This is a genomic window from Arthrobacter sp. GQ119, from assembly GCF_059759125.1.
The window spans coordinates 234,967-259,095 of sequence record NZ_JCAXEA010000001.1; the positions used below are offsets into that span (position 1 = coordinate 234,967).

The 24,129-nt window shown below is 67.1% G+C and carries 18 protein-coding genes and 1 tRNA gene; 8 read left to right on the plus strand and 11 right to left on the minus strand.

What is annotated here, in order from left to right; translation table 11 throughout:
• The first annotated feature begins 1 nt into the window (after position 1).
• The 5 genes from cobA to AC6CH3_RS01090 all read left to right on the plus strand — a co-directional run bounded on the left by cobA (position 2) and on the right by AC6CH3_RS01090 (position 4,480).
• Complete coding sequence (gene cobA, locus AC6CH3_RS01070; RefSeq protein ID WP_498130679.1) at positions 2-1,036, plus strand: uroporphyrinogen-III C-methyltransferase; 1,035 nt, start codon at positions 2-4, stop codon at positions 1,034-1,036.
• A 14-nt stretch (positions 1,037-1,050) separates the two neighbouring features.
• Positions 1,051-2,220 carry a uroporphyrinogen-III synthase gene (locus tag AC6CH3_RS01075; RefSeq protein ID WP_498130826.1) on the plus strand — a complete coding sequence of 390 codons (1,170 nt, stop codon included), beginning with the start codon at positions 1,051-1,053 and terminating at the stop codon, positions 2,218-2,220.
• Positions 2,221-2,446: 226 nt separating this feature from the next.
• Entirely contained in the window at positions 2,447-3,358 is a 912-nt protein-coding gene (locus tag AC6CH3_RS01080) for an FAD-dependent oxidoreductase (protein ID WP_498130680.1), read from the plus strand.
• Positions 3,359-3,455: 97 nt separating this feature from the next.
• The gene (gene deoC, locus AC6CH3_RS01085) at positions 3,456-4,196 is read left to right on the plus strand and encodes a deoxyribose-phosphate aldolase (RefSeq protein WP_498130681.1); all 741 of its coding nucleotides are present in this window, start codon (positions 3,456-3,458) and stop codon (positions 4,194-4,196) included.
• 50 nt (positions 4,197-4,246) lie between these two features.
• Positions 4,247-4,480, plus strand: coding sequence for a hypothetical protein (locus AC6CH3_RS01090; protein WP_400578056.1), 234 nt, complete (start codon positions 4,247-4,249; stop codon positions 4,478-4,480).
• A 68-nt stretch (positions 4,481-4,548) separates the two neighbouring features.
• Here the strand turns inward: AC6CH3_RS01090 and AC6CH3_RS01095 are convergent, their stop codons facing one another.
• Positions 4,549-5,373: a metal-dependent hydrolase gene (locus AC6CH3_RS01095; RefSeq protein WP_498130682.1), complete on the minus strand. Its 825-nt coding sequence runs from the start codon at positions 5,371-5,373 to the stop codon at positions 4,549-4,551.
• Between the two features lie 4 nt (positions 5,374-5,377).
• Entirely contained in the window at positions 5,378-9,061 is a 3,684-nt protein-coding gene (gene mfd, locus AC6CH3_RS01100) for a transcription-repair coupling factor (protein ID WP_498130683.1), read from the minus strand.
• A 236-nt stretch (positions 9,062-9,297) separates the two neighbouring features.
• Between mfd and AC6CH3_RS01105 the strand changes: the two genes are divergently transcribed.
• The 3 genes from AC6CH3_RS01105 to AC6CH3_RS01115 are packed head-to-tail and all read left to right on the plus strand — an operon-like array spanning position 9,298 to position 11,633.
• Positions 9,298-10,863 carry an SDR family oxidoreductase gene (locus AC6CH3_RS01105; RefSeq protein ID WP_498130684.1) on the plus strand — a complete coding sequence of 522 codons (1,566 nt, stop codon included), beginning with the start codon at positions 9,298-9,300 and terminating at the stop codon, positions 10,861-10,863.
• Between the two features lie 47 nt (positions 10,864-10,910).
• Complete coding sequence (locus tag AC6CH3_RS01110) at positions 10,911-11,408, plus strand: DUF2505 domain-containing protein (protein ID WP_498130685.1); 498 nt, start codon at positions 10,911-10,913, stop codon at positions 11,406-11,408.
• A 3-nt stretch (positions 11,409-11,411) separates the two neighbouring features.
• Entirely contained in the window at positions 11,412-11,633 is a 222-nt protein-coding gene (locus tag AC6CH3_RS01115) for an SCO4848 family membrane protein (RefSeq protein ID WP_498130686.1), read from the plus strand.
• Positions 11,634-11,697: 64 nt separating this feature from the next.
• Here the strand turns inward: AC6CH3_RS01115 and sufU are convergent, their stop codons facing one another.
• The 9 genes from sufU to AC6CH3_RS01160 form a co-directional block, all read right to left on the minus strand.
• Positions 11,698-12,147 (minus strand): Fe-S cluster assembly sulfur transfer protein SufU, encoded by a 450-nt coding sequence (gene sufU / locus AC6CH3_RS01120; protein ID WP_400578066.1) that lies wholly within the window; start codon positions 12,145-12,147, stop codon positions 11,698-11,700.
• Positions 12,148-12,177: 30 nt separating this feature from the next.
• Complete coding sequence (locus AC6CH3_RS01125; protein WP_498130687.1) at positions 12,178-13,503, minus strand: SufS family cysteine desulfurase; 1,326 nt, start codon at positions 13,501-13,503, stop codon at positions 12,178-12,180.
• A 510-nt stretch (positions 13,504-14,013) separates the two neighbouring features.
• Positions 14,014-16,848 carry a LuxR C-terminal-related transcriptional regulator gene (locus tag AC6CH3_RS01130; RefSeq protein WP_498130688.1) on the minus strand — a complete coding sequence of 945 codons (2,835 nt, stop codon included), beginning with the start codon at positions 16,846-16,848 and terminating at the stop codon, positions 14,014-14,016.
• Positions 16,826-19,564 carry a LuxR C-terminal-related transcriptional regulator gene (locus tag AC6CH3_RS01135; protein ID WP_498130689.1) on the minus strand — a complete coding sequence of 913 codons (2,739 nt, stop codon included), beginning with the start codon at positions 19,562-19,564 and terminating at the stop codon, positions 16,826-16,828. Before AC6CH3_RS01135 ends, AC6CH3_RS01130 begins: the two co-directional genes overlap by 23 nt.
• A gap of 151 nt (positions 19,565-19,715) precedes the next feature.
• Complete coding sequence (pth, locus tag AC6CH3_RS01140) at positions 19,716-20,300, minus strand: aminoacyl-tRNA hydrolase (RefSeq protein ID WP_498130690.1); 585 nt, start codon at positions 20,298-20,300, stop codon at positions 19,716-19,718.
• Between the two features lie 121 nt (positions 20,301-20,421).
• Positions 20,422-21,027 carry a 50S ribosomal protein L25/general stress protein Ctc gene (locus tag AC6CH3_RS01145; protein WP_498130691.1) on the minus strand — a complete coding sequence of 202 codons (606 nt, stop codon included), beginning with the start codon at positions 21,025-21,027 and terminating at the stop codon, positions 20,422-20,424.
• A 322-nt stretch (positions 21,028-21,349) separates the two neighbouring features.
• Positions 21,350-22,330, minus strand: coding sequence for a ribose-phosphate diphosphokinase (locus AC6CH3_RS01150; protein ID WP_498130692.1), 981 nt, complete (start codon positions 22,328-22,330; stop codon positions 21,350-21,352).
• On the minus strand, positions 22,327-23,814 hold the full coding sequence (gene glmU, locus AC6CH3_RS01155; RefSeq protein ID WP_498130693.1) for a bifunctional UDP-N-acetylglucosamine diphosphorylase/glucosamine-1-phosphate N-acetyltransferase GlmU: 1,488 nt from the start codon (positions 23,812-23,814) through the stop codon (positions 22,327-22,329). Before glmU ends, AC6CH3_RS01150 begins: the two co-directional genes overlap by 4 nt.
• A 120-nt stretch (positions 23,815-23,934) precedes the next feature.
• A tRNA-Gln gene (locus AC6CH3_RS01160) sits at positions 23,935-24,006 on the minus strand.
• Positions 24,007-24,129 lie beyond the last annotated feature (123 nt).

Below are 24,129 nucleotides of genomic sequence, written 5' to 3' on the forward strand. Positions count from 1 at the left end.
CATGCAGCTCAGCATTGATCTCACCGGACGCGAGGTCCTGGTTACGGGTTCGGACGCCGCTGCCCGCCAGGCGGTCCGCCGCTTCGAGGCGGCCGGAGCCATCGTCTACCGCCTCAGCACGCCGCAGGGTGCCGGGCACGACGGTCCCCTGCCCGAGCGACCCTTCCTGGTGGCGGCAGTCAACGACGGCCAGCCCGGCTGGGAACCCCTGCTGGAGCGCTGCCGCGCCGCCGGCATCCCTGTCTCCGCCGAGCCGGCCGCCGGCCCGCCGGGACACGTCACCCTGGTCGGCGGCGGTCCGGGTACGCCCGAACTGCTGACCGTCGCGGCCGTCAACGCCCTGCGCGATGCCGACGTCGTGTTCTACGACCGGCTGGCCCCCTATCAGGAGCTGGCGTCCATGACCTCGGCCGAACTGGTGGACGTGGGCAAGAAGCCCGGCCACCACAAGGTGAGCCAGGGCGACATCGAAAAGCTCATGGTGGAAAGTGCCCTGGCCGGCAACAACGTGGTGCGTCTCAAAGGCGGTGACCCTTATGTCTTCGGCCGCGGCGGCGAGGAAGTTGCCTCCTGCGTGGCAGCCGGCGTCCCCGTCCGGGTGGTCTCCGGCGTCACCAGCGCCATCTCGGTGCCGGCCGCTGCCGGGATCCCGGTGACGCACCGCGAAGTCAGCCACATGTTCACCGTGGTCTCCGGCCACGCGCCGCTGACCGAGCAGGAGCTCACGCACCTGGCTGGGCTGGGCGGCACGATTGTGGTCCTGATGGGCATCGGCACGCTGCACCACCTGGCCGCTGGCCTGCGCCGTGCCGGGATGCGCGCCGACATGCCCATGGCCGTGGTGGAGCGCGGATACCGGCCCGGCCAGCGCACCACCATCGCGGAACTGGGCACGATTGCCGCAGCCGCGGCAGGCTGCAGCAACCCCGCCGTCCTGGTGATCGGTGAGGTGGTGCGGGTGGCTGAGGCCAACCGCGGGCATGCCGAGGCCGCCGCCGACCTTGACCGCCTGGCGGCCTCCCTGCTGGAATCGTGAACGTCATGAGTGCACTGAATGCCATCGCCCCCGCCGAAACAGAACCTGTAGTGCGGGAACCGCACGAGTCGGCCGCCGCGGAGCCGGCCGCCGAGGCTCCGCTCGAAGGTTTCCGGATCGGCGTCACCTCACACCGCCGCTCCCGCGACCTGATCGAGGCCCTGGAGCGCCGCGGCGCCGAAGTGCTGCACGCCCCAGCCCTCAAGATTGCCCCGGTGAACGAGGACATGACCCTGATCGAGGACACCAAGGCCATCATCGCGGCGAAGCCGGACCTGTGCATCGCCACCACCGCCTACGGGATGCGCCGCTGGTGCGAGGCCGCGGACGCCTCCGGCATCGGCGAGGAACTGCTCGACACCCTGGCGGCTTGCCGGATGTTCGTCCGGGGGCCCAAGGCCCGCGGTGCGGTCCGCGCGGCCGGCCTCGCCGACGTCGGCATCAGCAGCGACGAAACCACGGCGACCCTCGTGGACATGCTGCTCCAGGAAGGCGTGCGCGGCAAGACCGTCGCCGTGCAGCTGCACGGCTACACGGATGTCCGCCAGCTTGAGCGGCTGCGGATGTCCGGTGCCACGGTGCTCACCGTCACGCCTTACCGCTGGGTGAAGCCCGATGGCGCAGACCGCCTGCCGCGGCTGATTGAGGCCGCCTGCAGCGGCAACCTCGACGTCCTGACCTTCACCAGCGCCCCGGCCGTGGACGCGATGTGGAGCACTGCGCACGAAATGGGACTGTACAAACAGCTCGTGGAGAGCCTGAAGACCACCGTCACCACCGCCGTCGTGGGTCCCGTGACCGCCCAGCCGCTGCTGGACGCCGGGATCACCCCCCTGGTTCCTGAGCGGTTCCGGATGGGTGCCCTGATCAGGCTTGTGTGCGAACACCTCGCACTGAACCATGTCCGCCGTCTGGAAACCCGCTCCGGCAGTGTGGAACTGCGCGGCCGCTCGCTGCGGATCGACGGCGAGCCGGTGGAAGTTGCCCCGGCTCCGCTCCTGCTGCTGCGCGCCCTCCTTGGGGCAGGAGGCGCCGTGCTCTCCAGGGAGTCGCTGTCCGAACTCCTCGAACTGCGCGGATCTGTGCACGCCCTCGACATGACGGTGAGCCGGCTAAGGTCATCCCTGCCCGACGGCCGTCTCGTGGAGACCGTGGTGAAGCGCGGCTACCGGATCCGCGTCTAGCGCCTCAGCACGCCGCGGGGCCGCGCCCGCCCACTCCGCCGCCCGGGATGGGCCCGGAGCGGCCCCGCGTTTCGTGTATTACCGTCGGGTAAAAACTGGCGAACAGGCGGGGATAATTTGGCAACAGCCGGGAAATATGTGCGAAAAACCGGCCGTCTACGCTGTGTCCTGTCAGCACACCAGGGCCGGAATCCGGCCCGCCTGCAGTATCTGAAAGGGCCCGCACATGTCCGCTCCGGCACAGTTTCCGCTCATCCCCACCGCTCCTGGCTCCGTCCCTGCTTCCGCCACGACCGACACCGCACGGACCGACACCCCACCGAAGGTGGTCATTGCCGGCGCGGGTCCTGCAGCCCGGGCACTCGTCAGCCAGCTCGCAAAAGTCAGGTTCCCGGGAACTGTCACGGTGTTGAGCAGCCGGGACGATGCGCCGGATGAGCTGCTCGACCTCGCGGCCCTGCCGTTTGTCTCCGTACGCTTCGGCCAGGCCGCAAGCCATGTCGACGCGGCAGCCCGCGTGGTGACCACCGCCGACGGCATGGAATTCAGCTATGACCAGCTGGTGATCGCCACGGGCTCGGCTCCCGCCCACTCCCCCGTTGAGGGCGCCGGCCGCTGCCTCAACTACTCCACGATCGATGACGCGGCCAGGATCGCTGACGCGGTCAGGGAAGTCACCCGGGTCCTGGGCAGGCGCCCCCTCGGAATCCTCGTCGGCACCGGAGCCGCCGCCGGGCAGGCCGAGGCTGTGCTCCGCGCCCGCGGCGTCCGGCCGGTCCGCACCACCGCCAGGCCCGCTGCCGTTGTCCCCACGCTGGCCGGTTCGGTCCTGCCCGCGGCCGGGATTGTTTTTGACGACGGCAGCCTCATGAACGGGGACCTGGTGGTCCTCGCTGAGGACCGGATCGCCCGGGACAGCCTCGGCGCCGCCGCAGGGGCGAAAACGGCCCCAGCCGGCGGAATCGTGGTCGGCCGGGACTACCGGACGTCTGTCCCCGGCATCTGGGCCATCGGGGACGCGGCATCGTTCGACGGCGTGCGGCTCGGACTGCTGGTGGCCTCCGGTTCGGCCGCGGGCGTCTGCGCCGCGGAGCTGATGTCCACGGTCCCCCGGACGCCGCTGGCCGCCGCCGCGTAGCCCCGGCTGGCGACCTCGGGCTATGGCAAGATGGTCACTCAGGGACCCGCGACACCCGCGGATCCTGTGGCCCACGAGGCCCGTGGAAAGGACCAGCATGAGCAACGAAGCCAGCCCGGGAGCGGGCACCGCAACCAGCCCGGAAGGCATCCCTGCCGGCGCTGAACCGTCCAACATCGCGTCCTACATTGACCACACACTGCTCAAGCCGGAAGCCAGCACGGCGGAGATCCTCAAGGTCTGCGCCGAAGCTGCCGAGTACCGGTTCAAGTCCGTCTGCGTGAACCCGGTCTGGGTGAAGACCGTGAAGAAAGCCCTCAAAGGCTCCGGTGTGCTGACGTGCTCGGTGGTGGGGTTCCCGCTGGGAGCCACGCCCAGCGACGTCAAGGCCTTCGAGGCGCGTGGCGCCGTACTGGACGGGGCGGACGAGATCGACATGGTCATCAACATCGCCGATGCCCGCGCCTCGGACAAGGGCGCGCTCGTGGACGACATCAAGGCCGTGGCCGAGGCTGTCCACGGCGGTGAAGCCATTCTGAAGGTCATCATCGAGACCGCCCTGCTCGGCGACGACCAGAAGGTCCTGGCCTGTGAGGCCGCCGTGGAGGCAGGAGCGGACTTCGTCAAAACCTCCACCGGCTTCAACGGCGGCGGTGCCACGGTGGAGGATGTTGCCCTGATGCGCCGGACGGTCGGTCCCCGCATCGGTGTCAAGGCGTCCGGCGGAGTACGTTCCCTGGCAGACGCTCAGGCTATGATTGCTGCAGGTGCAACACGTATTGGTGCCAGCTCCGGAATCGCGATCGTCAAGGGCGAACAGGGTTCGTCCGCCTACTGATCCGCCGGCAGCCGCCACAGTTTGAGCCCCGCGGGGCCGAGGAGGAATGAATGTCCAGCAAGACCACCACGCAGGTCAAGACACCCCAGAACGAGAACAGCCTGGTCACCAGCATTGTCCTCTTCGTCGTAATGATGGCCCTGTTCCTGGGGTCCATTTACTCGCTGTCCTTCCTGACGCTGGGCAACCCCTGGCCGATGGCCGTGTGCCTGGGCCTGTTCGCCCTCGCGTTCTGGATCCCGCAGACCATCCTTGGCCGCTCGGACTCCGCCGGCGAGCACTGAGCCGCCCCCCCCTTACAAAAAGCTGCAGCCCCGGAACGTTCCGGGGCTGCAGCCTTTTAAGCGCCCGCTCAGGGAATGCCCGGCAGCCCGCTCGCCAGCCTGGCCACGAGCGCCGCAGCTGCCGGAATGTGCGTGCCGGCCAGGGACCACGCCGCCCCGAACATCCCCACCATCGCGTAGCCGCTGACCGGTATGAGCACGAGCCATTCCCGCCGGGATCCGGCACGTCCCAGGACCGGAATGGACAGCGCCCCGTTGGACCGCCACACATTTTTCAGCAGAGGCAGCCGGCGCAGGGCCTTCGGCGGCCTGATGACGAGCGGCCAGAGCAGCGGCACGCCCCCGACGGTCACGAGGTCCCCCACGATGTGGACCACGACGCCGATCAGCATGGAGACCGGCAGCCAGGTCCACTGGTCCGGCGCGAACCACGTCACCAGCCCGGCCATTGTCAGCGCGAAGATCCAGTTGCTGATGAAGCCCGACTTGGGGAACAGTTTCAGGGCCTTCGCCGCGATATTGATCATGAACATGCACAGCAGGCCGGCGCCGACCGAGAGCAGTCCCCAGTGGCTCTGCAGCTGGATCTGCCCGGCCATGGCAGCGAGCACAACGAAGAATGCCGCCCCCAGCACAGAATGCGTCCCCTGCCGGTGCCCTCCGCTTGCGTTCTCGATCCCCCGCGCAATCGCATTGGACAGTGGCGGCAGCGAGTGGGCAATGGTACTCGAGCGGTGGTCCCAGTCGCATACCAAGGCGGTGCCCGCCGTCGCCATGCCGCCGATCAGCACACCGACGGGGTCCAGCGGATACCATCCCAGCGTATAGGGGCCTGTCGAGGCAACAGCCACCCACGCCGCGGCCCCTGACGCGGCGTGGTGTCCTCCCATCATCGGCTCAGCCGCCGACTGCCGGCGCGGCAAGCGGGGCGTCGGAGAAGATATTCCGGATCACGCCGTTGGCCCACTCCAGGATCTCGGCGTCCTGCAGGTCGCGGCCGCCGATCTTTGCCGTCTTCGGCTTGGGGATGAGCACGGCGTCCAGTGCCGGCTTGGACTGCGCGCCGGGGTACATGCGATTGAGCCGCATGGTCTTCGATTCCGGCAGCTGCGCGGGAGAGAACCGAATGAAGTTGCCCTGCAGCGCGACGTCGGACAGCCCGGCTTCCCGGGCGCCCACGCGGAAACGCGCCACAGCCACGAGGTTCTGGGCGGGCAGCGGCGGCTCGCCATAGCGGTCCACGAGCTCCGCAAGGACCTCGTCGATCGCCTCGTTCGTCACGGCTGCAGCCAGCTTCCGGTAGGCCTCCAGCCTGAGGCGTTCGCCCGGCACGTAGTCGTGCGGCAGGTGGGCGTTGACGGGAAGCTCGATCTTCATCTCGGCGGCCTTTTCCTCGGCCTCGCCGCGGTAGTCCGCCACGGCCTCGCCCACGAGCCGGATGTAGAGGTCGAAACCGACGCCCTGGATGTGCCCGGACTGTTCACCGCCAAGCAGGTTGCCCGCGCCGCGGATTTCAAGGTCCTTCATGGCCAGCTGCATGCCGGCGCCGAGCTCGTTGTGGGTGGCCACGGCCTTGAGCCGCTCCAGGGCTACCTCTCCCAGCGGCTTCTCCGAGGGGTAGAGGAAGTACGCGTAGGCCCGCTCGCGCCCGCGGCCCACGCGTCCGCGCAGCTGGTGGAGCTGTGACAGTCCGTACTTGTCCGCGCCGTCCACGATCAGGGTGTTCGCGTTGGAGATGTCCAGGCCCGTCTCGATGATGGTGGTGCAGACCAGGACGTCGAAGCGCTTTTCCCAGAAGTCCACGATGATCTGCTCCAGGCGGCTTTCGGACATCTGTCCGTGCGCCACTTCCACCCTGGCCTCCGGGACCAGCTCGCGGATCTTTGCGGCCGTGCGTTCGATGGTGGAGACGCGGTTGTGCACCAGGAACACCTGGCCTTCGCGCATGAGTTCACGGCGGATCGCTGCCGACGTCTGCTTGTCCGTGTACGGGCCCACGTAGGTGAGGACCGGGTGGCGTTCCTCCGGCGGCGTTGCCAGCGTGGAGGTTTCGCGGATCCCGGTCAGGGACATTTCCAGGGTGCGGGGAATGGGCGTGGCACTCATGGCGAGGACGTCCACGTTGGTGCGCATCTTCTTGAGCGCTTCCTTGTGTTCCACGCCAAAGCGCTGCTCCTCGTCCACGATGACGAGGCCCAGGTCCTTGAAGTCAAAATCCTTGGAGAGCAGCCGGTGCGTGCCGATGACGACGTCCACGGTGCCGTTCTTCACGCCCTCCACCGTTTCCTTGGCCTCCTTGGCACCCTGGAAACGGGACAGCGGCTTCACACTCAGCGGAAAGCCGGAGAACCGCTCGGTAAACGTCTCATAGTGCTGCTGCGCCAGCAGGGTGGTGGGGACGAGGACCGCCACCTGCTTGCCGTCCTGTACGGCCTTGAAGGCGGCCCGCACGGCAATCTCTGTCTTGCCGTAGCCGACGTCACCCGAGACCAGCCGGTCCATGGGGATTTCCCGTTCCATGTCCGCCTTGACCTCGTTGATGGTGGTCAGCTGGTCAGGCGTCTCCACATACGGGAACGCTTCCTCCAGCTCGCGCTGCCACGGGGTGTCCGGGCCGAAGGCGTACCCGCGGGAGGCCATTCTCGCGGAGTAAAGCCGGATGAGTTCCCCGGCGATCTCCTTGACTGCCTTGCGCGCCTTGGATTTGGTGCTGGCCCAGTCGGCGCCGCCCATCTTGCTGAGCACCGGCGTGTCGCCGCCGACATACCGTGTCACCTGGTCCAGCTGGTCGGTCGGAACGAACAGCCTGTCGCCGGGGGCACCGCGCTTGGACGGTGCATACTCCAGCACAAGATACTCGCGGACGCCAATCGAATTTTTGGAGCCCCCAGCAGTAACATTTCGCTGGATCAGCTCCACAAAACGGCCAATGCCGTGCTGTTCGTGCACCACGTGGTCGCCCGCCAGCAGCTGCAGGGGGTCCACGGCGTTCCGCCGCTTGGACGGCATGCGGCGCATGTCCTTCGTGGAACCCGCCGACGTGCGCCCCAGCAGATCGGCTTCCGTCAGCAGCCCAAGTTTGAGTCCGTCCAGGACAAAACCGCGTCCGACGGCGGCGGTGGTCACCTCGATGATGCCCGCCTGGGGCTCGTGGTCCAGGGAGTCCACGCGGGCACAGGGGATGTCTGCATCATGGAACAGCTCCGCCAGCCGCTGTGCCGGCCCCGGGCCCTCCGTGGCCACGACGATGCGCCACTGGTCCTTCACGTGGGAGCCGATGAAGTCCATCATCTCCGCCACGTCGCCCTGGTAGCCCCGGGGTTCCCGGGCATGAAGGTTGAGCACGTCGATGTCCGGCGCAAGCTCCTCGTCGGTGGCCAGCGAGGTGATGGACCACCAGGACACCTCGTGCGCCAGGGCCGAGGACCGGGTTTCCGCCAGCGAGCGGAAGCTGGCTGAGTGCAGGGCCGTCGAAGCCTGCGAACCGAGGACAGTGTCCAGCGCCAGAGGCGCCTTTCCGCCGTCGGACGCCGTGGACCATGCCGCCTCCAGGAACTCCTCGTTCGTCGCGGCGAGGTCATGGGCGCGGGTGCGCACCTTTTCCGGCTCGATCACCACGGAGATGGACCCGGCGGGCAGCTGCTCCATCAGGGGAACCATGGCGTCCACGAGCACGGGGGCAAGCGACTCCATGCCTTCCACGGCGATGCCGCCGGCGATCTTCTCCAGCATGTCCGCGGCCGCCGGCAGCTGGGACTTGAGTGTGGCGGCCCGGGACATCACCGACGGCGTGATGAGGATTTCGCGGCACGGCGGCGCGTGGAGCTCGGTGGGGTGGTGCAGGCCGGGCGAGGAGAGGGACCGCTGGTCGGCCACGGCGAACCAGCGCATCTGGTCCACCTCGTCCCCGAAGAACTCCACGCGGATGGGGTGGTCCTCGGTGGGCGGGAAGACGTCCAGGATGCCGCCGCGCACGGCGAACTCGCCGCGGTGTGTCACCATGTCCACCCGCGCGTAGGCGGCGTCGGCGAGGCTGCGGATCACATCATCGAAAGGGACCTCCTGGCCGACCCTCAGGGTGACCGGGACCAGGTCGCCCAAGCCGGCGACGATCGGCTGGACCACGGCGCGGACGGGAGCCACCACCACCCGCAAGGGACCCGCCGTCGATGTTTCCGGGTGGGCCAGCCGGCGCAGCACGGAAAGCCTCCGCCCCACGGTGTCCGAGCGCGGCGACAACCGTTCGTGCGGCAGTGTCTCCCAACTGGGGAACTCCGCCACGGAGTCGGCCGGGAGGTACGCGCGCAGCGCCGCCGCGAGATCCTCTGCCTCACGGCCGGTCGCCGTGACGGCCAGCACGATGCCGGGACGGACGCCGTCGGCATTCTCCAACCCCTCTGCCATCTCGGCCAGCAGCACCGCGCGGAGACCTGCGGGTGCGCTGACCTGGTAGTCCTCACTGCGCACGCTGAAGCTCCGGGACGCCTCCGCCTGGACGCGGGCGAAAGTCTTGTCTGCGGCAAGGACGCGTCGCAGGCCGCTGAGGGGCTGGCCTTTGCTGGGCTGGCCGGTGGGGCTCATGGCAGGATCTCCTGGAATATTCACTGTGAACGCAGGCAACACGAAAACCCGAAATTCGTGAGAATGCCGGGTCATCCCAGCCTACCGCGCCGGGAACCGGGCGGCATCCGGGCGGCATCCGGTCCGTCCCGGGCGGGCATCCGGCCCGTCCCCGGCAGGGTAGGACAGGCACGTTGCTAAGCTTGCTTGGCAGGTGGCGTCGGACCCGGCAATGCCGCCATCCTAAGGAGGCTCCCGTGAGCGACCAGACCGGAAATGACACCAGCCCGGACACCCGGAAGGGCAACAGCAGCGGCCGGACTGTGCTGGTCACCGGCGCCACGGGCTACATTGGCGGCAGGCTGGTCCCCCGGCTGCTCGACGCAGGGCACCGGGTCAAGGTGCTGGTCCGCTCCCCCGACAAGATCGCCGGCGTGCCGTGGTTCAACGACGTTGAGGTGGTGCGTTCCAGCCTCGACGATGCTGCCGCCATGGAGGACGCACTCAGGGGCGTCGATGTCCTGTATTACCTGGTGCACTCCATGGCGGCCGGCTCCGGCTTCGAGGCCAAGGAAAAGGACATGGCGGAACTCGTGGCCAAGGCGGCCGCGGCAGCGGGTGTGCAGCGGATCGTCTACCTGGGCGGGCTCCACCCCCGCAACACCGAACTGTCGACGCATATGCGCTCCCGCGAGGCCGTCGGCGAAGTCTTCCTGTCCGGTCCCGTGGATGCCATCGTGTTCCAGGCCGGAGTGGTGATCGGCTCCGGCTCCGCGTCCTTCGAAATGATCCGGCACCTTTCGGAAACCCTGCCCGTCATGCCCGCGCCCAGCTGGGTGCGAAACCGCATCGAAGCCATCGCCGTTCGGGACGTGCTGCACTACCTGGTTGGGGCCGCGTCCTTGGAAGAGCGGCTCAACCGTACCTTCGACATCGGCTCCCGGGACGTCCTGAGCTACGCCGGCATGATGAAGGAATATGCGGCCGAGGCCGGGCTGCCGCTGCGGCTGGTGCTGGCGCTCCCCATCCCCGCTCCCCGGCTGGCCGGCCTCTGGGTGGCGCTCGTGACCCCCATTCCGCTGTCCATGTCCCTCCCGCTGGTGCAATCGCTGCAGCACGACGCCGTCTGCGCCGAACATGACATCGACAACTACATCAGCCAGCCCGACGGCGGCCTCACCGGCTACCGCACGGCCGTCGCCCTCGCGCTGGGAAGGGAACGCGACGCACAGGTGGAGACAACGTGGGCCAACGCGGGAGCGGACGCCGATCCCCTGCCGAGCGACCCGGACTGGGCGGGACACACAGTGTACGTGGACGAGCGGAGCTTCCACGGCGACGTGGACCCCGCGCACGTGTGGACCGTCATTGAGGGCATCGGCGGCCGCAACGGCTGGTATTCGCTGCCGCTGGCCTGGAGCGTGCGCGGCTGGCTGGACAAAGTTTCCGGCGGAGCAGGCCTGCTACGGGGCCGCCGGCACCCCCACCACCTGGTCGCAGGCGAGGTGGTGGACTGGTGGCGCGTGGAGCGGATCGAGCGGGGAAAGCTGCTTCGGTTGCGGGCCGAAATGCGCGCACCGGGACGCGCCTGGCTGGAACTTGGCGTGGAACCCGACGGGAACGGGAGCCGTTACCGGCAGCGGGCCATTTTCTTCCCGAAGGGACTCAGCGGGCGGCTCTACTGGCTGGCCGTCCTTCCGTTCCACAGCCTGATCTTTCCGGCCATGTCACGCAATATCATGGCCGCCGCCCGGAAGATCGCCGGTGCGGAACAGGCCGGCGGCAATGGACACGGTGCCAGGGAGACGCAGGCAACCCCGTAGGATGTGTGGAGCAAAAAGCGTTTTGACCCCACAACAATGGAGGATCCATGGCACTGAGTGCTTCCACTACCCTGCCCCACGGCGTCGACAGCGTCACCGCCGTCTTCACGAATGAAGACTTCCAGCGCCACACCAGCGAATACGTTGGCGGCAGCCTCGAATCCTTCACCGTGGACGGAGACGTTGCCGGAGCCTTCAGCACCACGTCCGTGCGCACGCTCCCGACCACCCGGCTGCCGGAAATTGCCCGCAAGTTCGTCGGCGACACGCTCAAGGTGACGCAGGTGGAGAACTGGGACGCCCCCGCCGTCGACGGTTCGCGGCAGAGCACCATCTCCCTGAAGATCGCCGGAGCCCCGATCGATGTCTCGGCAGTCCAGCGGCTCGTGGCAGACGGCGGCAGCACCCGCGTTGAGCTCGAGGGCAACGTCAGCTCTTCCGTGCCGTTCCTGGGCGGCAAGATCGCCGACGCCGCCGAGCCCATGGTTGGCAAGGCCCTGAACATCCAGTCCCAGCAGGCGCAGGCCTGGCTCGAAAGCCACTAGGCGATGGACATCCCCGCGATCCTTGCCTGGGTCCTGATTATTTCGGGGTTCTGGTCACTCGTGGTGTGGCCGCAGTTCCTGCGCCGGGTCATGAAGGACCCGAGGGCGCGGGACGCCGCAGGCAAGGCCACCAAGTTCCTCACAGTGCACATCGTGCTGGTGACGGTGTCCATGATCCTGGGGGCGGCCACGGCCGGGATCGGGATCGCCGGGCTGATGGGCTAGCGGCTGCCCCAGCTGTACAGCCAGCCCTTGGCTGTGCAGCTGGGCCCCCTGCCTGGCTATATAGCTAGGCTGCCTGGTTGAGCGCGTCCTCCGCGGCAACCCAGGAAATCATGGCGCACTTCACGCGCGCCGCGTAGCGGGCCACCCCTTCAAATGCGGCGGCGTCGCCCAGCACCTCGGGATCGGCGTGGACCTTGCCGCGCGAACGGAGGACCTCCCGGAAATTGCCGATCACCGAGCGCAGCTCCTCCACTGACATGCCTTCGGCCATCTCGCTCAGGACGGAGGCGGAAGCCATGGAAATGGAGCAGCCCGCACCGTCCCACGCCAGCTGCGCAACGGTGCCATGGTCCACGGCAACCCGGAGGGTCACCTCGTCGCCGCAGACAGGGTTCAGCTGGTGCGACTGGCCGGTGGACGCGCCCTCCGGCACTGGCGTTTCCGCCAAGCCGCTGCCATGCCGGGCCTTGGAGTGGTCCAGGATAATCTGCTGGTAAAGCTGGTCGAGGCTCATGCTGCGGTACCTGTCTTCAGGGTTCCGGCACTAGGCGCGGAAGTAGGCGCGGACTCCGGAGACGGCATCCAGGAATTCGTCGACGTCGTCCGTGGTGTTGTACAAGTAGGCGCTGGCCCGTGTCGTGGCCGTGAGGCCAAGGCGCCGATGCAGCGGCTGGGCGCAGTGGTGACCCACGCGGACGGCGATTCCGCGTGCGTCCAGGAACTGGCCGACGTCGTGCGCGTGAACACCCGCGACGTCGAACGCTGCCAGCCCGATGCGGTCCTGTCCGGCAGCCGGTCCGAGGACACGGATCCCTTCAATGGCTTCGAGGCCCGCCACCATGCGCTGGCCGAGTTCGGACTCCCAGCGGTGGACGCGGTCTATGCCGGTCTCGGTCAGGTAATTGACGGCGGCGGCGAGCGCCACGGCCTGGGAGATCTTCTGGGTCCCGGCCTCGAACCTCTGCGGCGCGGCCAGGTATTCGGCCCGTTCCATGGTGACGGTGGTGATCATGGAACCGCCGGTCAGGAAGGGCGGCAGCACGTCCAGGAGGTCCTGCCTGCCGTAAAGCACGCCAATGCCGGTGGGTCCAAGCATCTTGTGGCCTGAAAAGACGGCAAAGTCGACGTCCAGCTGCTTGACGTCGAGGGACAGGTGCGGCGCCGACTGGCATGCATCCAGCACCACCAGTGCGCCGGCCCGCCGGGCAATGGCGACGAGCTCCGCCACCGGGTTGATCGTGCCGAGCACGTTGGAGGCGTGCGTAAACGCAAGAAGCCGCGTGCGCTCCCCCACGATCCCGGCTGCCTGGTCCAGGTGAAGTCTCCCCGAGTCGTCGACGGGAATGTATCGCAGCACGGCGCCGGTCCGGTACGCCAGCTCCTGCCAGGGAATGAGGTTGGCGTGGTGCTCCATTTCGGTGACCACGATTTCGTCCCCGGGGCCGAGCCCGAGCTCCCGCAGCCGGGCGTCACCGCGGCCCTGCGCAGCCCACAGACTCGCGTTGGAGAGCGCGTAGCTGATCAGGTTCAGGCCTTCGGTGGCATTGGATGTCCACACGACCTCCCCGTACTGCGCGCCGACGAAATCGGCAACGGTCTGCCGTGCGTCCTCGAACACCTCAGTGGCTTCGACGGCAAGGTGGTGGGCGCCGCGGTGCACGGCGGCGTTGCGCTGCTCGTAGAATTCCTGTTCGGCCTCGATCACGCTCAGCGGATTCTGCGACGTGGCACCGGAGTCCAGATAAACGAGGGGGCGGCCGTTGACCAGCTGGTCCAGGACCGGAAAGTCGTTCCGGATCCGGAGGACCTCGGCATTATCCATCGCAGGAAGCGCACGCTCCAGCGTGGTTGGCGTTGTTACTACGGCCAATGGGACTCCTTGGGATGCCTTGAGGTACCCCTCAATTGTCCCACAGCGCCGTATCCCCGCGGGTAGCCAGACGCAGGGCCAGTCAGAAGGCAGAACTAAGGGCCGGCGACGGCTGGGGGGAGAGCCTCGGTCTCAGAAGGCTCTGACGTCGCCGGCCCCGCCTGAACCCGGCCCCTGGGACCGGAAGCTCTTGCACTGCGAGACCTGGAAGTTCTTGGTGGCAGCTTCCGCGGTGACTTCGCCACCGGTTTCTGCTGCCAGTAACAGTTAATCGCGTACCGGGTCCTACAGCACGAGTATCGAGTACTCGTTTTTTCGGGTAGTCGGCTACTGGTTTCCGCAGGTAGGGGTGTCGCGGCCGGGACAGGAGACAACATGCCGATCGGGGCGCGGCGCAGAAGGGCCCGGACGGCAGGCGAAAGGGGCGATTCCACTGCGTTTGCGCCGCATGTGGAGGGCTTTGCGCGGGGGGGGTGCGAAGCTTCTTCGGCAGGCTACTTCTTCGGAAGGCTACTTCTTTGGAAGGGCAAGGGCGAGCTCGTCCCGCCTGCGCACACCGAGCTTGACGTAGCTCCGGTACAGATGCCCTTCAACGGTCCTCACCGACACCATCAGCTGCTGGGCGATCTCCCGGTCGGACAGCCCTTGCACTGCCAGCTCAACGATGTCACGCTCCCGGCGGGTCAGATGGACGCTCGGCATGGAGGCAACGAACGGGCTCTCCCGGAAGCGCTCACCCAGTTCCTGGTCGCACTTTTCGCGGTGGGCCACAGCCTGCCGCGCGCGTCGCCGCTCCCCAGCCGCGTCCAGGATGGCACCGGCCCGGGCATAGCCCTCCCTGGCGAGGTTGACCAGGCCTGCCTCCTCAAGGCCGGCAGCCGTTTCCATGAGCACGTCAGCATCCTCGCTGGCCCAGGCCTCGGCAAGCTGATGCCAGCCGGCGGCCCAGCGGCCTTCAACGTAGTCAGCAAGGGACGAAATCTCGTCGACCACCGATCGGTCCCCGAGATCGGAACAGAGGATCAGGCATTCCAGCCTGGTTCCCGGCTGGGCAACAACACGCGGTGACGCTGCCAGTTCCCGAAGCTTGGCCAGGCCGCTGCCCTTGCGGTCGAGATATTCGGCAGCCGCTGCCGCGTAGGCCTCGGCGAGGAGTTCACAGCCGGGCCCGCTGGCGTGCCTGGCGGCAATCAAGTCCTGTTCGAGGCGCTGCGCCTGTGCGCCGTCCCCCAGCCGCGCAGCCGCGTAAAAGGCGAGCGCCGTGCCGAACCGGAACTGCTGGAGTGGATCATTGATGCGAAGTGCTTCGACGGCGGGCAGTAGCACCTGGTAGGCACGCTCCAGCTGTCCTTGCCGGAGGAGACCCAGCCCGCGGAGGACGTGGAAACCCCCGCCGAAGGTGGCCGCCCCTTCGTTTTCCTCAGCATGGGGGCTGGCCAGTTCGTGCTCCGAAGTCTCCCAGTTGCCGGCCGCGAGCGAGGCTGAAACCAGGCGCGTCAGGACGAACTCGTTGAAGAAGTACAGGCCGCCCTGGAGTGCCTGCATGGAGGGTGCCGCTGCGAGGGCGGCGTCGTGGGCCTGATGGGCAAGCCCGGCCGAGACGAGGGTCTCGGCGAGCAGGGCATGCGCGACAGCACGGGTCGCCGCAGTCACCGTTGCGGGCAGGGGCTCGATCCTTTGGCGCTCCATTCCGGCGTCCCCTGATTCGGCAAATCCTGACGTGCTGTCCGGCGTCCCTGCGGCTCCGGCCGCGGCCACCTTGGCTTTGACGGCTCCGGAACCAGGGCCTCCCGATGCTGCTTCCAAGCCTTCGTCGTCGTCCAGGGAGGAAATAAGGTTCCGGATCCCCTCGTGGTCAGCGGATTCAGCCATCTCCAGCAGATGGTGGATACGGTCCTGCCAAGGGGCCTGGGGGTCGTTCCCGGCATCGTCGAGCTGCTTGCGCGACTCGGCCCTGATCAGCTCGGCAGACTTACCGAGCGCCAGATGTGCCGATGCCCTGAGCATGAGGACGTGAGGAGCTTCCGGGGCTGCTGCCAGTTCCAGCCAGCAGCTATCCAGGAGACCCGCGGCCTCCCGGTATTTGCCTTCATTGAAGAGTGCCCTGGCCGAGATGGCTTGGGCACGGGCACGCAGTGCGGGGTCCGTCACGTGGTCCGCCATGAGTCTCGCACCGGAGTTGTTGAACATCGCCGCAGCGAGCAAGGCCGCGTCGAGTAAGTCGGGGTCGGACACGTCCATCCCGCACTCCAGCGACCACTCGACCAGCCGCAGCCTGCCTTCGGCACCGGCCGTCACCGGATCGATGTGGCCCTCCAACTTTTGCCGCAGCTGGAGGCTTCGGGAAACTGACACCAGGTGCCGCATGGCTTCGCCAAGGACGGCGTGCCAAATCCTCAGTTGGCTGCGCCGCCCGCTGGATTCGCTCACCAGCTGGTGGTCCAGCAGGGACCGGACCACGGCGGCACCACACAGGTCCTCGATGAGGCCGCGATCCACGGGCTCGGCCAGGGCAATGAGCCGCAGGGCGTCCTGTTCTTCCGGCGTTCTGCGGAGAAGGTCTTTGACAACAACATCGGACAGCCTGGGCCCGTCCGCCGGCAGAGGCCCCAGCAGCAGCCAAATCCCGTTCCTCTTGGCAAGGATGCCCGCTTCGACCGCATCACGCAGAAGGCAGTCCAGGAGCATGGGGTTTCCGCCCGAAGCGGACCAAAGTGACTGCACCGTGTTGGCCGGGACCGTCCCGTGGAGCGCATGCTCCACGACTTCCGTCACCTGCTCCCCGTTCAGGGGCGGAAGATCGATCCGCTCTGCCTGGCCGTCGTACCACAACTGGTTCAATGCCTGCGGCAGTCCGGGGCGCGGACGCCCCGACGCCAAGACGCCGGCCCATCCGGCGGACATCATGTCCACCACCATGTTCGCCGTGGCTTCATCGAGGTGGTGGGCATCGTCAATGACGAGGAGCAACGGCACGTCCTTGCCTGCCTTGAGCTCCTGGAAATAGGCCCACACAGCCCTCAGTACTGCCACGGGAGAGTCTGCCTCTTCCAGCGGGAGAGCGGCTGTGTAGGGAGCCAGCACGCCATAAGGGACCTTGGCGAGCGAAGAACTGCCGTGGATCCGGAGGATGGTCATTTCGGCGGACAGATTCTCAGTGACGGCGTACGTGAGCGAGGTCTTACCGAGGCCCGGCCCGGCCATCAGGAACACGGCCTGGTTTGACCGGCTGCGGATGGTGCCGCAGACGTGGTCAATCACTTCACGCCGCCCGGTGAGCTGGCGCTGGTCTGCTGCCGGTTCCGACTTCTGGGTACGGCCCTTAGACGAGTCCAGGCAGATCACCCCTCGAAGTCACGCCGAGTTTCGTAAACACCTGGTACAGGTGGCCCTCGACTGTGCGGACGGAGACACCGATTTCCAGTGCAATGTCGCGATTCGACACACCCCGCCCGGCCAGGCGGGAAATCTGGCGTTCCCGTGCAGTAAGGAGCGGGCTGCCGCTGCTTGGGACGATCGGCAGGCTGGGAACTGTGGCTGTGAGGGCGTCCAACCGGGCCTGGGCAACACGGGCCGATGCGGAATCGCCTGAATGCCTGGCGAAGTCCACGGCGAGCGCCACGCACCGTGCTTCCACGGCGTCCAGTTCGAGTTCCGCGGCGAGGTGCGCGCCTTCCAAGAGCACTTTGGCGTCCTTGGTGCGGCTGCCGACGGCGATCAGCCGGGAAATCTCTGCCAGCTTCCCCTGCCGGTGGCCGGCCACCTCTTCCATGAGCCGGAATTCGTCGTCGCTTCCGTTGACCGTGGCACCAAGCAGGCTTATGCCGGCGAGCGTATAACGTCCCGCCGAGGCGTCCCTGCGGGCGGCGTCCAGGAGCCGTCTCACGGCATCCGGATCGCCGAGCCACCGCCCCGCCATGTCGGCGCAAAAATCAGTAATGGTCCGCGTGCGGAAATTGCAATGCCCGCGTACGCCCCGCAACTTGTCGAGGTACTTGTGGGCCTGGCCGGCGTTTCCGATCTGCGCGTAGGCAAAAGCCGTAGCGGCATAAGCAGCCTGGAGCATGTTCACGACCGGACGGAGTTCCAGCTGGGCCACGGCGGACAGCAGGGAATCCAGGGCCACGGCACCGCGGCCAGAGTATACGTAGGCGATGCCTGTGGCCAGTTCCATGGCAGACGTCCTGTGTGCCAGCCGGCGTTCCTCATGCCCCTTGGGCGGACCCACCAGGTCAAGGCAGCGCCGCCACTGCCCCGCATGGAGCAGCACGGAGAAAGCCGTCATGGCGAACATCTCGCGCAGTCCCGTCATGGGGCCTGCATCCGATAATTGGCCCCCGACCCGCCGCATCAGCTGGAGGGCGTCCATCTCCCTGCCCACCGCAGACAGGGCGTGCATCAGGATCAGGGCCGACTGGATGCGGAAGCCTGGATCCTTGTTGATCGCAGGATCGGCGGCCTCCTCAAGCGCCGGGATCATCGGCGCGTAGTCGCCCATGAAAGACCGGTATTCAAACTCTGCCAGCGTGATGACATTGGCAGCCGCCCCCAGGGCGTCCGGCCAGCTGCTCGCCAGTCCCGGTGCAACGCCCAGGCGCCGCCGGGCGTCGGTAATCTCCGCCGGCACCTTGCCGCACAACTCCGGCAGCCACATCATCACCCTGCACTTCGCAGCCACAACCCTGGCAAATTCCTCCACGCCCAACTGGTCCAGCTGTGCCTGGGAAATGCCGTCCAGGGCGTCCATGGCCTGGAGCGGCAGGTCCAGCAGGAGGTAGGCCGCGGCCTTGTGTTGCTGCCCGGCCACCCATTCCGGGTCGGTTCTCTTGAGTCCTTCGACGCAGCTGAGGGCAAAGCGGGGGTCGAACATCTGCACGGCTGCCTCGGCCGCTGCCACCGCCATGGCCGGACTGAGCTCTGCCTGGCATTCCTTCGTCCATGCGGCGAACTCAATGCGCTCTTCCAGGCTCAGTTTTGTCAGCTCGGGTTCCTTGTCGCCGAGCAGCTCGCTTCTGAGCTCCCGGCGCCGGGAGATGCTCAGCCAGGACCGTACGACATCCCCCAGGTACTGTTCCCGCAGGGACACCCAGCGGACCTCAGTGTCCCCCACCTTCAGCAGCCCTGCGTCCTCCATGTCAGCCACGATGTCCGTGCCGTACAGCTCGGTCAGCCGCGAGAGCGGCACCCGGCGCGCGCAGGACAGCATTTCCATGACCTCGCGGCTTTCCGGTGTTTCGCGGGACCAGCGGGAGCGGACAATGTCGTCCAGGCCCGCGGCGCCGTCAAGGATGACTTTGTCCCGCAACGTCCATACAGAATCGGAGAGGACAAGGTTCCCGGAGTGCTGCTGCTCCGTAACAAGGGCCTTGAGCAGCAGGGGGTTACCGCCGACGATGGCGTGGTAGGTACTCACGAGCGATGCCGACACACGGTGCCCCAGCAGGGTCAGCAGTACCTGCCGGGTCTGGAGCTCGTTCAGGTTTTCCAGCCGCACCTCGGTGAGGCGGCGGTCCGTCAGCAGCCAATGGAAGTCTGCGGGCAGGTCGCTGGTACCGGGGGCGATCGCGATCACCCGTGCCGTGCGGGTCAGCATGATGTTCAGCAGGATGCCGGCACTCATGTCATCGATCATGCCCGTGGTGTCCAGGGTGATGATGCATTCCCTGCCGCCGGCGTCGTTCTTGATCAGTGACGTGATGCCCTGAAGGATGGCCGTTGGTGACCCCATCGCGGACTGTGGAAGGCGGGCCAGGAGGAAGGCCAGGCAGCCGTAGGAGGTCTGTGAACCGGCGAGCGGGCTGCGCAGCTGGAGTGCCCAGACGTCCGGGCCAAGGTCGGCCACGGCGGTCCTGGCCAAGGAGGATTTGCCGACGCCGCGGGCACCGGTGATGACGACGCCGAGGGAGTCGGGATCCGTCAGGGCATTACGGATGGATTCGAGGTCGGCGCTGCGCGCTGGGACCGACCAACGTTGAAGGTCCGTTCCGCCGGCTGAAGCGCCTGGTCCCGCCAGCACCCCCGCCGTAGACCCACGCCCCCAACTCAGTGGCTCATTTGACATGAACTTTTCCTTACATCCCGCTTTGCAGGATAAAGGCCCCATCGCCTCCCCCGCTTAGGAGACAGACTACCCCGTTACCCCTGACATAAAACAGGGCAAGCGTTCCACAATTCGCCGTGTCCCCCAGCGTGGCCGCCGGCCGCCGCCGAGGTCAGACCTTGGCCGGATGGAATCGCTGCTGGGCCGCTGTGAGGCCGTCCCGAATCAGGAGCTCGACGGCGTCCGCTGCCTCATCTAGCAGGAAAGGCAGTTCCTTCTTTTCCGCCAGCGCAAAATCGCGCAAGACGAAGTCCGCTGTATCCATCCGCCCGGGTGGCCTGCCAACCCCCACCCGGACCCGGAGGTAGTCCTTGGTGGCGAGGGCCTTGGACATGTCCCGGAGACCGTTGTGGCCGCCCTCGCCGCCACCGATCTTTAGCTTCACCGTGTTAAAGGGAATGTCGATCTCATCATGAACTGCCACGACCCTGGACGGGTCGACGTCGTAGAACCTGGCCAGGGCAGCGACAGGCCCGCCCGAGACGTTCATGTAGGTCACCGGCTTTGCCAGGACCATGCGGGGACCACCAATGCTCAGCCGGCCTTCAAGCACCTGCGCCCGGGCCTTGTGGATCTTGAAGTTTCCGCCGATGCGGGCCGCAAGCTCATCGAGGACCATCTGGCCGACGTTGTGCCGGTTGCGGCTGTACTCGGGCCCAGGGTTTCCAAGGCCGACGATCAGCCAGGTATCAGTCATGGATCAATCCTAAAGTGGTTGCTTGGAGACTCCGCCCGGCGGGTACACCAGTGGCCGGGCCCAAAGGACCCGGCCACTTGTACGCACGCAAGAATGCGGTGCGGGAGAAACAGTGCCCTGATTACTCGGCGGCAGCTTCTGCGGCCGGAGCCTCTTCTGCTGCGGCACCTTCTTCGCCTTCTTCGGCCGATACAGGGGCCTCGGAGATGTTGACGACGAGAGCCTCGGCGTCGGTCAGCAGGACGGAACCCTTGGGGAGCACGAGGTCGGAGCCGTGGATGTGCTCGCCGGCGCCGCGGCCTTCGATGTCAACCTCAACGGCGGTGGGCAGGTGCGTTGCCTCGGCCTCGAGGGACACGACGGTCAGTTCCAGGTTGTGGACGGTCCCGGGTGCGGTTTCGCCGGAGACGTGCACGGGAACGTCCACGGTGACCTTCTCGCCCTGGCGGACGGTCAGGAGGTCGATGTGCTCGATGATCTGCTTGATCGGGTCGCGCTGGACGTCCTTGACGAGGGCGAGGTGGCCTTCACCGTCGATGTCCAGGGCCAGCAGGGCGTTGGCGGTGCGCACGGCCAGGGTGGTGGCCTTGGCCGGGAGGGTGATGTGGATGGGCTCGGCGCCGTGGCCGTAGATGACAGCCGGGATCTGGCCGGCCATGCGGGCACGGCGGGCGAAGCCCTTGCCGAATTCGGTGCGTACTTCTGCTGCGAGCTTCTGCTCAGACATGGATATCTCCTTGTGGCTTTGGGTTTTCTGCAAGCTTCTTGAGCTTCAGCAAGGGCGGAGGTCTGGAGCGACCTTCAACGCCGGGGCCCGGAGGCGCCCATCCAGAAGGGAGATTCAGACCCAGTCGATAACGGAGACCAGCAGTCCGGGTTCCCGTGTGTACGGTTTTCCGGTGCTCTCCCTCGCCAAGGTATCGGGATAGATCCTACCAGCGTCGGGACCGAATACTGAAAACGGACCCGACGCCTGCTGGTTGAGCTTGCCGAAACCCGGTCCCGGCAAGCTCACCCGGCGCAAGCTCAGCCGGCGGAACCGGACTGCGTCAGGCGTTGCCGTCGAACAGGCTGGTGACCGAACCGTCGTCGAACACTTCACGCACGGCCCGGGCGATGAGCGGCGCGATGGACAGCACCGTGAGCTCCGGGAAGCGCTTGTCTGCGGTTATGGGCAGCGTGTCCGTGACCACCACTTCGCGGGCGCCCGACTCGGACAGCCGGCGGGCCGCAGGGTCGGAGAAGACCGCGTGCGTCGCCGCGATGATCACGTCCTTGGCCCCGGCATTCTTGAGTACCGCGACGGCTCCGGAAATGGTGCCGCCCGTGTCAATCATGTCGTCGATCAGGACACAGGTGCGTCCCTCGATCTGGCCCACCACAGTCTTGGATACGGCCTGATTTGGAACCGTAAGGTCGCGGCTCTTGTGGACGAAGGCCAGGGGCGCGCCACCGAGGCGTTCGGCCCACTGCTCGGCGACGCGGACGCGGCCGGTGTCCGGAGAGACAACGGTGATGTTGTCCGCTGCGACCCGGGTGCGGATGTAGTCAGCAAGCAGCGGAATGGCCATGAGGTGGTCCACGGGGCCGTCGAAGAAGCCCTGGATCTGCGACGTGTGCAGATCCACGCTCATGATGCGGTCCGCTCCGGCCGTCTTGTACAGGTCTGCGACCAGGCGCGCGGAGATCGGTTCGCGGCCGCGGCCCTTCTTGTCCTGGCGGGAGTAAGGGTAGAAGGGCGAGACCACCGTGATCCGCTTGGCCGAGGCCCGCTTCAGCGAATCGATCATGATCAGCTGTTCCATGAGGTGGTTGTTCAGGGGTGCCGGGTGGGACTGGATGACGAAAGCGTCGGTGCCGCGGACGCTTTCTCCGGCGCGGACGTAGATCTCACCGTTGGCGAAATCGTAGGCGTCCACGGGCAGCAGCTCCGTGCCGAGCTCCTTGGCGATCTGCCGGGCAAGCTCCGGATGCGCCCGCCCTGCGGCGAGCACCAGCCTCTTTTCGCCGCGAGCCGTAATTTCGGTCATGGTTGCTTGCCCTCTTCTGTAGATACTGGGGAATTGGAACTGCGCGTTTCGCCTGCCGCCGCAGCCAGGGCCGCGGACACCGAACCCGGACGGTTGGCGATTACCCAGCCCTCCGCATTGCGCTGCGCTGCCACGGACAGGGCCAGGGCCCCTGCGGGTACGTCCTTCCGGATCACGGCACCGGCGCCGCTGTAGGCGCCGTCCCCCACCGTGACCGGAGCAACGAATACTGTGTTGGAACCGGTGCGGACGCCCGAGCCGATCACCGTGCGGTGCTTCTTCTCGCCGTCGTAATTAGCAGTGATGTTGCCGCAGCCGATGTTGGTGTCCTCACCGATCTCCGCGTCTCCCGCGTAGCCCAGGTGGGACAGCTTGGAGCCGCGGCCGATGGTCACGTTCTTGGTTTCGTAGAAGGCGCCGATCTTGCCGGTCTCGCCCAGCACGGTCCCGGGACGCAGATACGTGAACGGGCCGACGCTGGCCCCCGCGCCGATGTCCGCGCCGGAGCCGTGGGTGCGCGTCACCTTCGCGCCCTCGCCGATGCGGACATCGGTCAGGGTTGAATCGGGACCGACGACGGCGTCACGCGCCACGATGGTGCTGCCGTGCAGTTGCGTATTGGGCAGGATCCGGACGTCCTCCGCCAGGGTGACGGTGGAATCAATCCATGTGGTGGCCGGGTCAACGACCGTCACGCCGGCGCGCATCCAGGCGTCCACGATGCGCCGGTTGTGCTCCGCTCCCAGGGCAGCGAGCTGCACCCGGTCATTGGCGCCTTCGACCTGCCAGCGGTCCTCCGTGATGACTGCGGCAACCCGGCCGCCCGCCCCGCGCGCCAGCGCCAGGACGTCAGTCAGGTACTTCTCGCCCTGTGAATTGTCCGTTGTGACGTGGCCAAGGGCGTCCCTGAGAACTGCTGCGTCAAAGGCATAGATTCCCGAGTTGATTTCCAGGATCCCGCGCTCGTCATCGGTGGCGTCCTTGTGCTCGCGGATTCCGGTCACCGTGCCGTCCGCGCCGCGGAGGATGCGGCCGTAGCCCGTGGCGTCCTCGAGCAAAGCCGTCAGCACTGTGATCGCGTTGCCTTCGGACTCGTGTTTGGCGACAAGTTTGGCCAGCATGTCGCCGGTCAGCAGCGGCACATCACCGTACGTCACCACGACGGTGCCTTCCAGGAGCGCGTCGGCGTCCAGCGCTTCAAGGGCGACCTCGACTGCCCGGCCCGTACCGGGGATCTCGTCCTGGTCGACAATCACGGCCTCGGGGTCAAGCTCCTTGAGGTGGGCGGCCACGCGGTCGCGTTCGTGCCGGACCACAACGGCCACCCGCTGCGGATTGATGGCGCGTGCGGCGAGCAGCGCGTGTCCGACCATGGAACGGCCGCCGATTTCGTGAAGGATCTTGGGGGTACGGGACTTCATCCGGGTACCGGCACCTGCAGCTAGGACGATTACGGCGGCTGGGCCGGACTTCTCGGGGCTCACGTACGGGCTCTCCTTGCTCGGTTGCGCGGTCCTGCATCGGCTTGCCTGCGCGGCGGTGCCCGAGCCTGCGCCCGGAGCCGGCAACAGGCTTCATCCTACTGGACACCGCCGATGCAGCAGTTCCGCCCATAGGATTCGAACCTATACTCCACGGCTCCAAAGGCCGGGGTGCTGCCATTACACCAGAGCGGACCGTGCCGGGCGCTAAGCCCGGGCACGAGAACCAATTCTGCCACGAACGTTGAGGCTCGTGCGACCTCGCCCCGCACAGGCCGCATGAGCCTCCACACTGGCCCTCCGCGCTGGCCCGCCGCG

Coding starts and splice junctions, on each gene's coding strand:
- pth (WP_498130690.1), bottom strand. CDS start 20,300: ATGACTGATACCTGGCTGATCGTCGGCCTTGGAAACCCTGGGCCCGAG.
- AC6CH3_RS01150 (WP_498130692.1), bottom strand. CDS start 22,330: ATGACCGAAATTACGGCTCGCGGCGAAAAGAGGCTGGTGCTCGCCGCA.
- sufU (WP_400578066.1), bottom strand. CDS start 12,147: ATGAGCCTCGACCAGCTTTACCAGCAGATTATCCTGGACCACTCCAAG.
- AC6CH3_RS01115 (WP_498130686.1), top strand. CDS start 11,412: ATGGACATCCCCGCGATCCTTGCCTGGGTCCTGATTATTTCGGGGTTC.
- mfd (WP_498130683.1), bottom strand. CDS start 9,061: ATGAGCCCCACCGGCCAGCCCAGCAAAGGCCAGCCCCTCAGCGGCCTG.
- AC6CH3_RS01095 (WP_498130682.1), bottom strand. CDS start 5,373: ATGATGGGAGGACACCACGCCGCGTCAGGGGCCGCGGCGTGGGTGGCT.
- AC6CH3_RS01135 (WP_498130689.1), bottom strand. CDS start 19,564: ATGTCAAATGAGCCACTGAGTTGGGGGCGTGGGTCTACGGCGGGGGTG.
- deoC (WP_498130681.1), top strand. CDS start 3,456: ATGAGCAACGAAGCCAGCCCGGGAGCGGGCACCGCAACCAGCCCGGAA.
- cobA (WP_498130679.1), top strand. CDS start 2: ATGCAGCTCAGCATTGATCTCACCGGACGCGAGGTCCTGGTTACGGGT.
- AC6CH3_RS01090 (WP_400578056.1), top strand. CDS start 4,247: ATGTCCAGCAAGACCACCACGCAGGTCAAGACACCCCAGAACGAGAAC.
- AC6CH3_RS01080 (WP_498130680.1), top strand. CDS start 2,447: ATGTCCGCTCCGGCACAGTTTCCGCTCATCCCCACCGCTCCTGGCTCC.
- AC6CH3_RS01110 (WP_498130685.1), top strand. CDS start 10,911: ATGGCACTGAGTGCTTCCACTACCCTGCCCCACGGCGTCGACAGCGTC.
- AC6CH3_RS01145 (WP_498130691.1), bottom strand. CDS start 21,027: ATGTCTGAGCAGAAGCTCGCAGCAGAAGTACGCACCGAATTCGGCAAG.